Here is a 13,369-nt window from a genome sequence, read left to right as displayed (position 1 = left end):
GCATGAGGATTCTCCACACGTCCGACTGGCACCTGGGCCGTTCGTTCCACGGCACGGGCACCCTCGAGGCCCAGCGGATCTTCGTCGACAGCCTCGAGAAGACCGTGCGCGAGGAGCAGGTCGACGTCGTCCTGGTGGCCGGGGACGTCTACGACCGCGCCCTGCCCGCCGTCGACGTCGTGGCACTGTTCGACGAGGCCCTGGAGCGCCTCACGATCGCCGGAGCGCAGGTTGTGGTCAGCAGCGGCAACCACGACTCCGCCACGAGACTCGGCTTCGGAGGCCGGATCCTCGCCCGCGGGGGAGTCCACCTGCGCACCCGCGTCGAGGACATCGCCGTCCCGGTGCTCCTCCCCCTCGGGTCGGGCGCCGAGCTGGCCGTCTACGGCGTGCCCTATCTGGAGCCCCGCGTGGTGGCCGGGCCCCTGGAGGCGGACAGCGCCACGCACACGGCGGTGACCGCCGCAGCGCTCGGTCGGATCCGCGCTGACCTGGAGGCGAGGTCCGCGGACGGGACGGTGGTCTCGATCGTCATGGCGCACTGCTTCGTGGCCGGCGGCAGCGGATCGGACAGCGAGCGGGAGCTGGCCATCGGGGGGCTCGGCTCCGTTCCGAAGGCTCTCTTCGAGGGCTTCGACTACAGCGCCCTGGGCCACCTGCACGGACAGCAGACACTGAGCGAGACCGTCCGCTACTCCGGATCGCCGCTGGCCTACTCGTTCTCCGAGGTCCACCAGCAGAAGGGTGCCTGGCTCCTCGACGTCGGGCCCGGCGGTGTCGCCGCCGTCCGCGCCGTCCAGTGGCCCGCCCCCCGTGCACTCGCGGTGTTCAGCGGACCCCTCGCGGACCTGCTGGTCCGCGAGGACCTGGAGTGGGCGCGGGAGGCCTACTGCCACATCACCCTGACCGATCCCGAACGGCCGGCGCGAGCCATGGAACGCCTCAGGGAGCGCTTCCCGGACACCCTCGTGCTCGCGTTCGCCCCGGAGGGCGGCGCCCAGGAGGATGCACGGAGCTACAGCCGGCGCATGGCGGATGCCAGGGACGACGCCGAGATCTGCTGCGGCTTCCTCGAGCACGTGCGCGGCAGGAAGGCCTCGGACGAGGAACACGCCCTGGTCAGGTCGACGGTCGACTCCGCGCTGAGCCTCGCGAACGAACGCTAGGGGACCCGTGAGACTGCACCGGCTCGAACTGCAGGCCTTCGGGCCCTTCGCCGATCGCCAGGGCGTCGACTTCGACGCGCTCTCCAGCCAGGGACTGTTCCTCCTCAACGGGCCCACGGGAGCCGGGAAGTCGAGTGTGCTCGACGCCGTCTGCTTCGCCCTGTACGGCTCGGTCCCCGGTGTGCGGAGCGCGAAGCGGCTCCGGAGCGACCACGCGGCCGAGTCGGTGGCGCCGGAGGTTTCCCTCGAGTTCTCCGCCGGCAGCCGCCGCTTCCGCGTGGTCAGGTCCCCTGCCTGGCAGCGGCCGGCGCGGCGGGGGACCGGCACCACCACCGAGCAGGCACGTACGCTCCTGAGCGAACTCGTCGGCTCGGACTGGGTGCAGCGCTCCACGCGGAACGACGAGGCCGGGCTCGAACTGCACTCCGTGCTGGGCATGGACAAGGAGCAGTTCACCAAGGTGGTGATGCTCCCGCAGGGGGAGTTCGCAGCGTTCCTGCGGGCCGACGCGACCACCCGCCGGGAGCTCCTGCAGCGCCTCTTCTCGACCACGCGGTTCGAGGTCCTCGAGCGAATGTTCGCCGAGCAGAGCCAGCGACTCGGGGCCGACGTCGCCGGGCAGGAGGCCAGGCTGGGCCAGCTCTTCCAGCGCGCGCTCGACGAGGCGGGGCGCCACGGACCCGGAGCAGCCGCCGTGACCGCGGACCACGCCGCGGAGGAACGGGCGGGCATCATGCGCAGCCTCGCCGCGGACCTCTCGGAGCGGCGGGACGGCGTGGCCGAGGAGCACCGCGCACTCGCCGAGCAGGGCAGGCTCGCCGACGGCGCCCTCACCTCGCTCCGCGGCAGACGCCGGGACCACGGCGCTCTCGCCGCGCTGCGCGAGCAGCAGAGCGACCACGAGGGCCGAGCGGCGGACGTCGCGGCAATGACGGACGCCGCCGCTCGACACGATCGGGCGCAGTCGCTCGCCAAGGGACTCCGCCTGGACGACGAGGCGGCAGCGACCCTGCAGTTGGAGCTGGAAGGGCAGGCGGCAGCCCTCGACCGTGTGCGCAGCAACCCGGTGGTCCCCGAGTATCTCGCGGTGGAACCGGTTCTCCCCGGCGCTCGTGGAGGTGCTGACGGCGTTCCCGACCCTGCCGACGGGATCCCAGGGCCTGCCGGTGGCGCTCGTGGAAGTGCCGACGGCGTTCCCGGACCTGCCCACGGCATGCTGGGCCGGGCGTGCGCTGCCTCGTCCGCAGCGCTGGCCGTCCTCCGGGCAGCCCTGCCCGACGAGCAGCGACTGCTCGGCATCCGCTCGGAGGCCGGGGCGCTGACCACCACGATCAGCGGGCTCGACGACGCCATCCGGGACGCCACCGAGGCGCTGACGCGGATCCAGCACCAGCGCGCGGCCGGGCTCGAGAAGCTCGAACCCCTCCGCCACGCCGCCGACGGCCTGACGCACCTGCGCACCGGACTCGCCACCGCCACCGCGGCCGAGCAGAGCGTCCAGGACCACCGGGTTGCCCAGGCGCGCAGGGCCGAGGCCGACGACCGCTTCCGGGACGCGTCCGAGCACTTCCTGGCGCTCAAGGAGCAGTGGCTGGCAGCCCTGCAGCTCAGGCTCGAGCAGGCGGCGGACGAACTCGCGGAACGGCTCGTGGACGGTGAACCGTGCCCCGTCTGCGGAAGCCCCGACCACCCCGCACCCGTCGCGCCGTCGGGCGGAGACCGGATGAGCCTCGAGGAGGAACGGTCGGCGCGCCGCCGCCAGGACGAGGCGGAAGCAGCCCTGCAGTCGGCCCGGGAGGTCCGCGACCGGGCCCTGCTCGAGACCGCGGAGCTCAGCGCGCTGGTCGGAGGGCTCTCACCGGAGGACGCAGCGGAGGCCACCACGGAGGCCCGGCGGCGGCTGCAGGAGGCCGAGACCGCACGCACGGAGTGTGCCGCGGTGGAGCACGAGATCGACCGGCTGACGCGCGAGGCGGAGCAGCGGACCCTCGACCGCGAGGGCCTGCGCGAGGAGCGCGCCACGGCCGACACGCGCCGGTCGTCCCTGACGGATCTCGCCGCGGAGCTGGAGCTTCGCGTCGCGGGGCTGCTCGGGGAGGCACCGACCCTTGCCCGGCGGATCGAGGACGTGCAGGGCGCGGCGGAGGATCTCGAGGCGCTTCGTCGAGCCGGTGAGGCCGTGGCCCGCGCGCTGGCGGACAGGACCGACACCGCCGAGCACCTGGAGCAGGCGCTGCGCGAGACGCGTTTCGACTCCGCCGCCGAGGCGCGCGCAGCACTGCTGAGCGCGGACCGCCGTGAACGCATGGGGCAGTCCATCAGGGAGCACGAGATCCGCGGCCACCGCCTCGACGCAGCGTGGGACGACGACGCGATCCGCACCAGTCTGCGCGAGGAGCAGGACGGCTCGTCCGCCCCGACGGAGGAGGACGAGCGGGTCGCGGCGGACCACGCCGACGCTCTCCGGGTTCGTGCGCAGCGGGCAGGGATCAGCGCCGAGGTGCTGACCCACTCCGTGGCGCAGCTCGAGGCGTACACGCGGGAGTTCGAGGAGCTGGAGCGGATCGTCGAGCCCCTCCGCGAGCAGGCCGCCCTGGTTGCAGCTGTCGCCGAGACGGCGCGGGGAGGTGGGGAGAACCTGTACAGGATGCCGCTCGCCACGTATGTCCTCGCCTCCCGCCTGGAACAGGTGGCGGCCGCGGCCACCGAGCGTCTCCTGGAGATGTCGGACGGGCGTTACCAGCTCGTCCACAGCGACGCGCGCGCGGGCAACCGCCGGTCGGGCCTGGGACTCGATGTGGTGGACGGTTGGACGGGTAACAGGCGGGACACCTCCACCCTGTCCGGCGGTGAGTCCTTCATGGCCTCACTCGCCTTGGCCCTCGGACTCGCCGACGTGGTGCAGCAGGAGGCGGGAGGGCTCGACATCGAGACGCTCTTCATCGACGAGGGTTTCGGCTCCCTCGACGAGCAGGCGCTGGAGCAGGTCATGGATGCCCTCGAAGGTCTCCGCAGCGGCGGCCGCGTGGTCGGTCTGGTCAGTCACGTGCCCGAGCTGAAGCAGCGGGTCAACGCCCAGCTCCAGGTGGTGAAGGAACGGCAGGGATCACAGCTGCGCATCGTGGGGCAGGCCGCCGTCGTGTAGACTCGGATCGTCACGGGTCGGGCGCATCGGGAGGGGGGACGATGCGCGTTTGACGCACCCGGAAAGACCATGCTCAAGAATCCCTCGCCGGCCACGCCGGCCCCTTCCACGTCGGCCGACGGACAGGCCGCCCACGCCACGGCAGCCCGGAGATCGCCCCTGGGCAGGTTCGACGTCCTGCCCCGTCTCGCGGGCCCCTCCTTCCTGGTCATCGGGTTCTTCGCCCGGCTACCCCTCGCCATGCTCACCGTGGGTGCCCTCACACTGGTGACGACCGCCAGCGGCTCCTACGCCGCCGGAGGGTTCGCCGCCGGTGCCGTGGGCCTCGGCTCGGCGCTCGGCGCCCCCCTCCTCGGTCTCCTCGCGGACAGGCGGGGCCAGCGCATCGTGCTGTTGGTCTCGGCGGTCCTCAACACCCTCGCGATCGCCACGCTCGTATCCGTGACCCTCACGACGAACGACTTCACCCCCGGTGCGCTCGCCGTCGTCCTGGCCGCCTCCTTCGCGATGGGCTTCACCTGCCCGCAGATCGGCCCGCTCGCCCGGGTGCGGTGGATGGCGATGACCCGGCGTGGCCCGCGCAACGAACTGGACACGGCGCTGTCCTACGAGGGCACGGCCGACGAGCTGACCTTCGTCCTCGGGCCGGCGCTCGTGGGCATCCTGGCGAGCCTGATCGCCCCCTGGCTACCGCTCGCCGTCGCGGCGGTCCTGACCATCACGCTCGTCAGCGCCTTCGCCGTCCATCCGACGGTCCTGCACAGCGATGCCCGCCCGACGCCGGCGGACGGCGAGGGCGGCGGGACGGCGGCCCGGGGCATCCGTCCCGTCCTCGTCCTGCTGCCGGTGATCGGCATGGTGGCCATGGGGACGTTCTTCGGCTCGCTGCAGACCTTCCTCACCGCTTTCGCCGGCCAGTTCGGTGTGGCGGAGTCCGCAGGCCTCATCTACGCCACCATGGCGCTCAGCTCGGCCTTCGCGGCCCTGTCCGTCGCCTACTGGTCCGAACGCTTCGAGCACACACGCCGGTGGATCGCCTCCGCGATCGGGATGACGGCGGCGGCGTCGGCCCTCGCCCTGCCCGGCGGGATCGCCGGCATGCTGGTGGTCCTGTTCGTCCTCGGGATCTTCGTGGGCCCCACCATGGTCACGATCTTCTCGATCGGGTCGGTGGTCGCTCCCGGCAACAGGCTGGGGACGGTCATGACCATGCTCGCGAGCGGGATCGTCGCCGGGACCGCCCTCGGGTCCGCCCTCGCCGGACTGCTGGCCGAGAACGCCGGTGCAGCCGGAGCAGCGATCGTCCCCGCCGGGGCGGCAGCGGCCCTGCTCGTCATGGGCGGCGCAGCGGCGCTCGCGCTCCGGAACGTCTCCCGGGACTGACCGCACCGGTGGACGGTGGACAGCTGTCCATCGCCACGGCAGGAGCATAGGATCGGAGTCGATCCACGACGCAGGAGGACGCATGAGCACCGACAAGACACAGGCCCGTGAGGGTCAGGATCCCGAGGACGACCGGACCGACGGGGCGGGCCCCGAGGGCACCATTCCCGCAGGGGAGGACGGCGTCGCCGCCGGGTCGAGCGATGAGCCCAGCCACTTCGAACCGGAAGAGGACGAGAGCGGCTCCCAGCAGTAGGCTCCGCCGCAGGAGCAGGAGCAGGAGCAGGAGCAGCGACGTCGGCCCCCAGCGGGGACGCCGGCCCCCAGCGGGGGAGGGAGTCGCGACGGCTCAGGTGAGGAAGGCGAGCGCTGCCTGCTTGAAGCTCCGCGAGGTGATCGCGTTCGTGTGGTTCCTGCCGGCCAGCATCGTGATCTCGGCCGACGGTGCGAGCCGGGCGAGGTACTCGATGCCCACGGCGTAGCTGTCCCGGTCACCGGCCACGAGGAGCACCGGCATGCCCGGTACGGCGTCCCGCGGGTCGAAGGGTTCCAGCTTGATCGCGGAGATCATCGCCAGGAGCGAGGGGAGATCGTTGCCGGGGAGGAGCCGGGCCATCCGTAGCAGATCCGCGGTGACGGCGTCCCCGGGCGCGGGACCTCCGGCCAGGAAGCGTTCGGCTCCCTCGAGGTCGAAGGCGGCCAGTGGATCGGTGCTCCCCGGACCACCCAGCACCATCCTCCGGACGAGCTCCGGCTGGGTGGCACCGAACTCCCACGCCAGGCGTGCTCCGAGCGAGTAGCCGATGACGTCCACGCCGGAGGTCGCCACGCCGGTCTGCACGGGGTGCACGTGCTCGTCGGCCAGGACCTGCAGGATGTCCGCGCGCAGGCGGCTCGGGGCGTAGGCGTGCGCAGCCGCCGGTGCCGCACTCCCGCCGTGCGCCGGGAGATCGATCATGATCACGTTCCGCCCGGCGTCGTTGAGGAACCGCACCCACCCCGTCTCCACCCAGTTCTGCCCCGACGACGAGCCGAAGCCGTGCAGGAGGAGAACCGGGGGAGCCGCGCCGGGAGCCCCCGCATCGCTGCGTGTGATGGCCAGCCGGGGGTCGTCCCCCTCGACAGCATGCAGGGCGTGATGATCCATGGATTCATCGTAGGGCGCGGAGCGCGCCCTACGACGTCCCCACGGGCCGCGGCACGCCGCCGGTCACACGGCGGGCTGCAGCGCCGCGTAGTCGACGCCGGTCGCCTCGACGCTGCGGTTCCAGAGCCGGACGGCCACGTCGCGGTCGAGGACGCGTGCCTCCGGTGCCACCAGGCGCGGCGCGCCCCGGGTCTCCCCGGGGCCGGAGGGCCCGTAGTAGTCCCCGCCGCGGACCTCGTCGGAAGTGGCCGCGTACAGGGTGGGCAGGGCGCCGGCGGCGTCGGACTGCGTCACGAGCCGGAAGAAGACGTCGAACACATCGAGCGCGGCGGGGATGTTCATGCCGGCCGTCAGATTCGTGTTGGCCATGCCGGGGTGGGCGGCGACACTGGTCAGCTCCCACCCTGCGGCCCGTGCGCGCCGGTCGAGTTCCACCATGAAGTAGAGATTGGCGATCTTGCTCTGACCGTAGGCCTTCCAGCGCCGGTACCTGCGTTCCGACTGCAGGTCGTCGAAATCGATCCGCCCGCGCTTGTGGGCCAGGCTCGAGAGGGTCACGACGCGGGCTGCTCCGGCCTCCCGCAGGTGCTCGAGCAGCAGACCGGTCAGGGCGAAGTGCCCGAGATGGTTCGTGCCGAACTGGAGCTCGAAGCCGTCGGCGGTCGTGGCCCGGGGCGTCGCCATGACGCCGGCGTTGTTCACGAGGAGGTCCAGCGGGCCGCTGAAGGTGGCGGCGAAGTCGCGGACCGAGGTGAGGCTCGCGAGGTCGAGGATGCGCATCTCGATGTGGTCGCTCCCGGTCTCCGCGCGGACCCGCCTCTCGGCGTCGCGCCCGCGCTGTTTATCGCGGCAGGCGAGGATCACCTCCGCGCCGGCGCGCCCGAGTCCGATGGCGGTCTGCAGGCCCAGCCCGCTGTTGGCGCCGGTGATCACCACCCGCCGGCCCGTCAGATCGCCGATGGCATCCGCTGTGAAGTCGCTCATGATTCCCTTTCGTGCAGTCCGCCCTGCCCGGACGGGACCTTGTCCGACCGACGTCGAGGAGCGCCGCCCGTACCAGCATAGGGACCGGTACGGCAGTGTGCGGGCGCCCTCGCGAGCGTCTTCGCGGAAGATCCGGCGGCCGTGCTCACCGGCCCAGGCGTGCACTGATCCGGTCGGTGAGCGATTTCAGCTGCTCCATCTCGGCAGGGTCCAGGAGGGGAGCCAGCACGTCCTGGATGCGGTGCACGTGCGCCGAGCCGATCCTCCGCTGCAGGGCCCGTCCGGCATCGGTCAGGGCGAGCTCGACTCCGCGGTGGTCGCTCTGCGCCGGCCGCTTGGTCAGCAGCTTCTTCGCCTCGAGCCGGTCCACCATCCTGCTGAGGCTGGGCTGGCTGATCAGCAGGTGGTCGTTGAGCTCGTTGAGGCGGGTCCAGCCGGTGGGCCGGCGGCTCAGGTTGAACAGGACGTCGTATTCGGCGATCGGCAGTTCCGCGAAGGCCGGATCCTGCCGGATGCGGCGCATGAGCGAGACCTGCGCGCGGAAGAGCGACTCCCACGTCTCCGCCGACTGCCGCACGGTGGGTGTACCCTCCGTCACGTCGTCACCTCCCTGTGCTGCCATGGGCTTCCCCTCCTGCCGTGACCGGATGCCGCTCGCCGTCCCTCCGTCGCAGTGCGCGCGTCTCCCGCCGCCCCTCCACGAGGCGGTACAGCACCGGCACGAGGATCAGGGTGAGTGCCGTGGAGGAGACGAGTCCTCCGATGACGACGACGGCCAGGGGGCGGGAGATGAAGCCGCCCTCGCCCGTCAGCCCGAGTGCCATGGGGATCAGCGCGAAGATGGTGGCGAGCGCCGTCATGAGGATGGGGCGCAGGCGGCGCCGGGCACCCTCGCGGATGGCGTCGGCCACCGGCAGGCCCGGGAGGCCGTCCCGCGGGAGCCGGTACTGGTTGATGAGGTCGATCAGCACGATGGCGTTCGTCACGACGATGCCCACGAGCATCAGCATGCCGATCAGCGAGGGCAGCCCGAGCGGGATCCCGGTGACGAGCAGCAGCGCGATCGCCCCGGTGGCGGCGAACGGGATGGACACCAGGAGGATCAGCGGCTGCACGAGGCTCTTGAAGGTCGCGACCATGATCACATAGACGATCGCGACGGCGGCCCACAGCGCCAGGAACAACTGGTCGAAGGACTCCGCCTGCTGGGTCGAGGCACCTCCGACGGTGGCGCTCGCACCGGCCGGCAGGTCGATACCGGCGAGCCGCTCGTTCACCGCCGTCGTGAGGGTCCCGAGGTCGTCGTCCGCGGGTGTGATCGAGACGCGGGCCGTGCGTTCACCGTTCGAGCTGGTGATGGACAGTGGTACCTGCAGCTCCTCGACCGTGGCGACATCTGTCAGCGGGACGGGGCCCCGGGCCGTGGGGAGCTGGAGGGAGCGGAGCTGCTCCAGGCTCGTGATCTCGGTGCCCTCACCCACCAGGACGGGGAAGTCGTTGGCATCGAAGCGGACCGAGCCTGCCGGGATCGGGCTGATGCTCCCGCCGAGGAGCCCGGCGATCTGCCCCTCGGTCAGTCCGGCCTCCACGGCCGACGCGCGGTCCACGTCGATCTGCACCTGCGGCTGGGCTGCCGAGAGATTGCTCGTCACATCGCCTGCACCGTCGAGCCCCTGCATGCCCTCGAGCACCGCGGCGTTCGCGGCGTCGAGATCGTCGCGCTCGGACGCGGTGATGTCGACGTCGATGGTGCTCGAGGTCCCCAGCCCGCCCTGCTGCCCGGACAGGGAGAACTCACCGGCACCCTCGAGGTCGTCGAGTTCCCGGCGGACCGACTGCTGCAGCAGTTCCTGGTCGGCGTCCTCGTCGGTGATGACGGTGAAGGACGCCACGGAGGACCCGCTCGAGAACTGGGCGGCGAAACCGCCCTGGGCGTTCCCGACCGTCAACTGGACGTCCTGGACCTCCGACGTGTCCGCCAGGATCTGCTCCGTCCGGCTCGCGGCGTCCGTCGTCGTCGTCAGGCTCGACCCCGCCGGCAGGGTCTGGGTGATGGAGAAGCTGTTCTGCCCCGACCCGCCGAGGAGGTTGGTGGGCAGGAACGGGACCATCGCCGCCGTCGCCCCGAGCACGATCAGCCCGCTGATGAGGGTGACCACGGGGTGGCGCTGTGTCACGGTCAGGATGGGCAGATAGCCGCGCTGGAGCAGGGACGGGCGCTCGGGCGACGTCTCCGTGCGCGAGTCGTCCTCCGGCGTGCCTGCCGCATGGCGTGCCGTGTGGTGCGACGCCGGGACGACGGCGCTCGCCGCGGACGGAGCGTCCTTCCGGGCCGCCGCCTTCCACGGCAGGATCCAGAAGGCCAGCACCGGGATGATGGTCAGGGACACGGCCAGCGACGCGAGCAGTGCGATGCCCGTGGTGACCGCGAAGGGCCGGAACAGCTCGCCGGCCAGGCCGCCCACGAAACCGATCGGGGCGAAGACGGCCACCGTGGTCAGGGTCGACGCCGTGATGGCACCGGCCACCTCCCGCACCGCCGTGAGGATCGCCTCCCGCTTCTCCTCGCCGTAGCCCAGGTGTCGCTTGATGTTCTCGATCACCACGATCGAGTCGTCGACCACGCGCCCGATGGCGATGGTCAGTGCGCCGAGGGTCAGGAGGTTCAGCGAGTACCCGGCGGCGTAGAGGCCGATGAAGGTGACGAGCAGCGACAGCGGGATCGAGATCGCGGTGACGAGCGTGGAGCGTACCGAGAGCAGGAAGACGAGGATGATCAGGACGGCGAAGCCGAGGCCGAGGATGCCCTCGGTGGTGAGATCGTCGATGCTCTTCTCGATGAAGGGGGCCTGGTCGAAGACCACCGTGATGTCGGCCGCGTTGCCGAGTTCGGTCTCCAGCTCGGGCACGAGCTCGGTGATCTGCTGGGAGATCTCCACGGTGTCGCCGTCGGGCACCTTCGTGACCGTCAGGGCGAGTGTCTCGACGCCGTTCGTGCGCGTCACGGAGGTGGGGGCGTCGTCCGTGAGCGAGACGTCCGCGACGGACCCGATGGTCGCCACCGGACCCGCGGCCGGTGCCGGTGGATCGGGGAGCACGGGCGGCGGGGGTGTCGCGGTGCCCGGGGCCCCGGGCAGGGACGGTGCGTCCGGGGCCTGCGACCCGCCGTCGCCCGAGGGCGTGTCGGAGGCGGCAGGGAGGACGGGCAGCGCCTCGATGTCCTCGAGCGAGCCGATCCGGCTGCCGGCCTGGATCGTCAGCGAGCGGGGGTCGTCCTCGAGGGTGCCCACCGGGAACAGCGCCCCGTTGTCCTCGAGCGTGCTGGTGAGGTCGGCGACCGTGAGCCCTGCGTCCTCGAGGGCCCCGTCCCGCGGCAGGATGGCGACGTGCTGCGTGGTCCCGCCCGAGATGTCCGCGGTCCGCACCCCCTCGATCTTCTGCAGGCGGGGCACGGTCAGGCGCCGCAGATCCCCGTTGAGCTCGCTGAGGGACTCGTCGGAGGACACCGCCATGAAGACGATCGGCAGATCGCTCACGCTGCCCGCCAGCGACTGGGGTTCGACGCCGTCCGGCAGGGCCGGCCGGACGGCGGAGATGGCCCGGTCCACCTGTGCGCGGGCGCGGTCCAGATCGGTCCCGTAGGTGAAGACCAGACTGATGGTGGAGACGCTGGTGCGGGAGGTCGACGACGACGACTCGAGGCCCTCCACGCCGCTCAGGGCAGCCTCGAGGGGCTCGCTGACCTGCCGGTCGAGGTACTCGGGAGACGCGCCGGTCACCGTGGAGAGCACGGTGATCTGCGGGAACTCGAGGGACGGGATGAGCTCCTGCTTCAGGGACCCGAGCGTGATGACGCCGAAGACGGATGCCAGGACCGTGATGAGCGCTATGAGGGCGCGATTGGCTAGGGAGAGCCGGGCCAGACGGAACAAGGGGAACCTGCCTTAGGTGCTGACGGTGGCCTGGCCGGCTCCGCTGCGGATTACTTGAGTTTCAGGACCGAGTCGGTGAGCGACTGGACCTCGGAGGCGAGACCCGGGTTCTCGTTGAGCTTGACCCCGTAGCCCGGGAGCATCTCCTTGAGCTTGGGCTCCCACCCGGACATGTTGCCGGGGAAGCAGCGCTTGAGCAGCTCCACCATGATCGGGGCGGCCGTGGATGCTCCGGGGGAGGCGCCGAGGAGGGCTCCCACCGTTCCGTCGGAGGAGGTGATCACCTCGGTGCCGAACTGCAGCACACCGCCCTTCTTCGGGGCCTTCTTGATGACCTGTACACGCTGACCGGCGGAGATCAGTTCCCACTGGTCGCCGTCCGCGGAGGGGAGGAACGCGTTGAGTGCCTCGTTCTTCGCCTCCCGGTTCTTCAGGACCTCGGTGACGAGGTACTTGGTCAGGGACATGTTGTCCTTGGCCACGGCGAGCATCGGGACGAGATTGGACGGACGGATCGACGCCGGGAGATCGAGGTAGGAGCCCTGCTTGAGGAACTTCGTGGAGAAGCCGGCGTAGGGCCCGAAGAGGAGCGAGCGCTCACCCTTGACGAAGCGGGTGTCCAGGTGCGGGACGGACATGGGAGGAGCGCCGACCGACGCCTGCCCGTAGACCTTCGCGTCGTGCTGGTCGACGATCGCGGGATCGGTGCAGCGCAGGAACTGGCCCGAGACCGGGAAACCGGCGAAGCCCCGGCCCTCCGGGATGCCGCTGCGCTGGAGCAGGTGCAGGGCGCCGCCTCCGGCACCGATGAAGACGAACTTCGTGGTGACGGTGCTGACCTCCCCGGAGGCCCTGTCCTTGACCTTGACGTCCCAGCGGCCGTCGGAGGCGCGCTCCACGTCGAGTACGTCGAAACCGAAGTGGAGGTCCACGCCCGTGCCCTCCAGATATGCGGTGAGCTGGCGCGTGAGCGACCCGAAGTCGACGTCGGTGCCCCCCTCGACGCGCGATGCGGCGACCGGCTGGGACGGGTTGCGCCCCTTCATCAGCAGCGGCGTCCAGCCGGCGATGGTGTCCTGGTCCTCGCTGAACTCCATGGAGTCGAAGAGCGGCTGCGGCTTGAGGGCCTCGTGACGCCTGCGCAGGTAGGCGGCGTTGGCCTGACCCCAGACGAAGCTCATGTGGGGCACCTGGTTGATGAAGGTGCGCGGATCGCCCACGTGTCCCTCGGACACCATGTGGGTCCAGAACTGACGCGAGACCTGGAACTGCTCGTTGATGGCGACGGCCTTGGCCGGGTCCACGGAACCGTCCGGACCGGCGGGCGAGTAGTTCAGCTCGCACAGCGCCGAGTGGCCGGTGCCGGCGTTGTTCCACGGGTCGGAGCTCTCGAGGCCCACGACGTCGAGCCGTTCGAACAGCGAGATGTCCCAGTCGGGCTGGAGCTGCCGGAGGAAGGATCCGAGCGTCGCGCTCATGATCCCGCCGCCGATCAGGACGACGTCGGTGGTCCTGGCGGGTGTGCCCTGCGTGTTCTTGATCAACGGAGTCTCCAGTCACGTGGTGCTAGCAGCCACAGCCTAACGTCTGCTGGTGACGTTCTATAAATTCC

Annotated in this window: 9 protein-coding genes; 4 read left to right on the top strand and 5 right to left on the bottom strand. The window is 71.1% G+C overall.

All coding sequences use genetic code 11. The annotated features are described in order from the left end of the window. Positions 1–2 precede the first annotated feature (2 nt). From Q0747_RS01240 to Q0747_RS01225, 4 genes are all read left to right on the top strand, one after another. Complete coding sequence (locus Q0747_RS01240) at positions 3–1,166, top strand: exonuclease SbcCD subunit D (RefSeq protein WP_298251443.1); 1,164 nt, start codon at positions 3–5, stop codon at positions 1,164–1,166. 7 nt (positions 1,167–1,173) lie between these two features. Beyond that, a complete protein-coding gene (locus tag Q0747_RS01235; RefSeq protein ID WP_298251442.1) occupies positions 1,174–4,311 on the top strand; it encodes an SMC family ATPase in 3,138 nt (1,045 codons plus the stop codon). 69 nt (positions 4,312–4,380) lie between these two features. Next, complete coding sequence (locus Q0747_RS01230; protein WP_298251441.1) at positions 4,381–5,694, top strand: MFS transporter; 1,314 nt, start codon at positions 4,381–4,383, stop codon at positions 5,692–5,694. An 82-nt stretch (positions 5,695–5,776) separates the two neighbouring features. Further along, positions 5,777–5,950 carry a hypothetical protein gene (locus tag Q0747_RS01225; RefSeq protein ID WP_298251440.1) on the top strand — a complete coding sequence of 58 codons (174 nt, stop codon included), beginning with the start codon at positions 5,777–5,779 and terminating at the stop codon, positions 5,948–5,950. Positions 5,951–6,043: 93 nt separating this feature from the next. Here the strand turns inward: Q0747_RS01225 and Q0747_RS01220 are convergent, their stop codons facing one another. From Q0747_RS01220 to Q0747_RS01200, 5 genes are all read right to left on the bottom strand, one after another. Further along, a complete protein-coding gene (locus tag Q0747_RS01220; RefSeq protein ID WP_298251439.1) occupies positions 6,044–6,841 on the bottom strand; it encodes an alpha/beta fold hydrolase in 798 nt (265 codons plus the stop codon). Between the two features lie 63 nt (positions 6,842–6,904). Then, positions 6,905–7,825: an oxidoreductase gene (locus tag Q0747_RS01215; RefSeq protein ID WP_298251438.1), complete on the bottom strand. Its 921-nt coding sequence runs from the start codon at positions 7,823–7,825 to the stop codon at positions 6,905–6,907. A 145-nt stretch (positions 7,826–7,970) separates the two neighbouring features. Beyond that, positions 7,971–8,447, bottom strand: coding sequence for a MarR family winged helix-turn-helix transcriptional regulator (locus tag Q0747_RS01210; RefSeq protein ID WP_298251437.1), 477 nt, complete (start codon positions 8,445–8,447; stop codon positions 7,971–7,973). Continuing rightward, on the bottom strand, positions 8,428–11,757 hold the full coding sequence (locus Q0747_RS01205; RefSeq protein WP_298251436.1) for an efflux RND transporter permease subunit: 3,330 nt from the start codon (positions 11,755–11,757) through the stop codon (positions 8,428–8,430). Before Q0747_RS01205 ends, Q0747_RS01210 begins: the two co-directional genes overlap by 20 nt. A gap of 50 nt (positions 11,758–11,807) precedes the next feature. Continuing rightward, positions 11,808–13,301 carry a malate:quinone oxidoreductase gene (locus Q0747_RS01200; RefSeq protein WP_298251435.1) on the bottom strand — a complete coding sequence of 498 codons (1,494 nt, stop codon included), beginning with the start codon at positions 13,299–13,301 and terminating at the stop codon, positions 11,808–11,810. Between the last annotated feature and the right edge of the window lie 68 nt (positions 13,302–13,369).

It is taken from the genome of uncultured Arthrobacter sp. (genome assembly GCF_947493765.1).
In the GTDB taxonomy this organism is placed as follows: Bacteria; Actinomycetota; Actinomycetes; order Actinomycetales; family Micrococcaceae; genus Arthrobacter_D.
This window is presented reverse-complemented; position numbering and strand designations above follow the sequence as displayed.

What these genes read in the sequence shown, in the direction of transcription:
- Q0747_RS01225 (WP_298251440.1), top strand. Translation starts at nt 5,777, where the DNA reads ATGAGCACCGACAAGACACAGGCCCGTGAGGGTCAGGATCCCGAGGAC.
- Q0747_RS01210 (WP_298251437.1), bottom strand. Translation starts at nt 8,447, where the DNA reads ATGGCAGCACAGGGAGGTGACGACGTGACGGAGGGTACACCCACCGTG.
- Q0747_RS01240 (WP_298251443.1), top strand. Translation starts at nt 3, where the DNA reads ATGAGGATTCTCCACACGTCCGACTGGCACCTGGGCCGTTCGTTCCAC.
- Q0747_RS01220 (WP_298251439.1), bottom strand. Translation starts at nt 6,841, where the DNA reads ATGGATCATCACGCCCTGCATGCTGTCGAGGGGGACGACCCCCGGCTG.
- Q0747_RS01215 (WP_298251438.1), bottom strand. Translation starts at nt 7,825, where the DNA reads ATGAGCGACTTCACAGCGGATGCCATCGGCGATCTGACGGGCCGGCGG.
- Q0747_RS01230 (WP_298251441.1), top strand. Translation starts at nt 4,381, where the DNA reads ATGCTCAAGAATCCCTCGCCGGCCACGCCGGCCCCTTCCACGTCGGCC.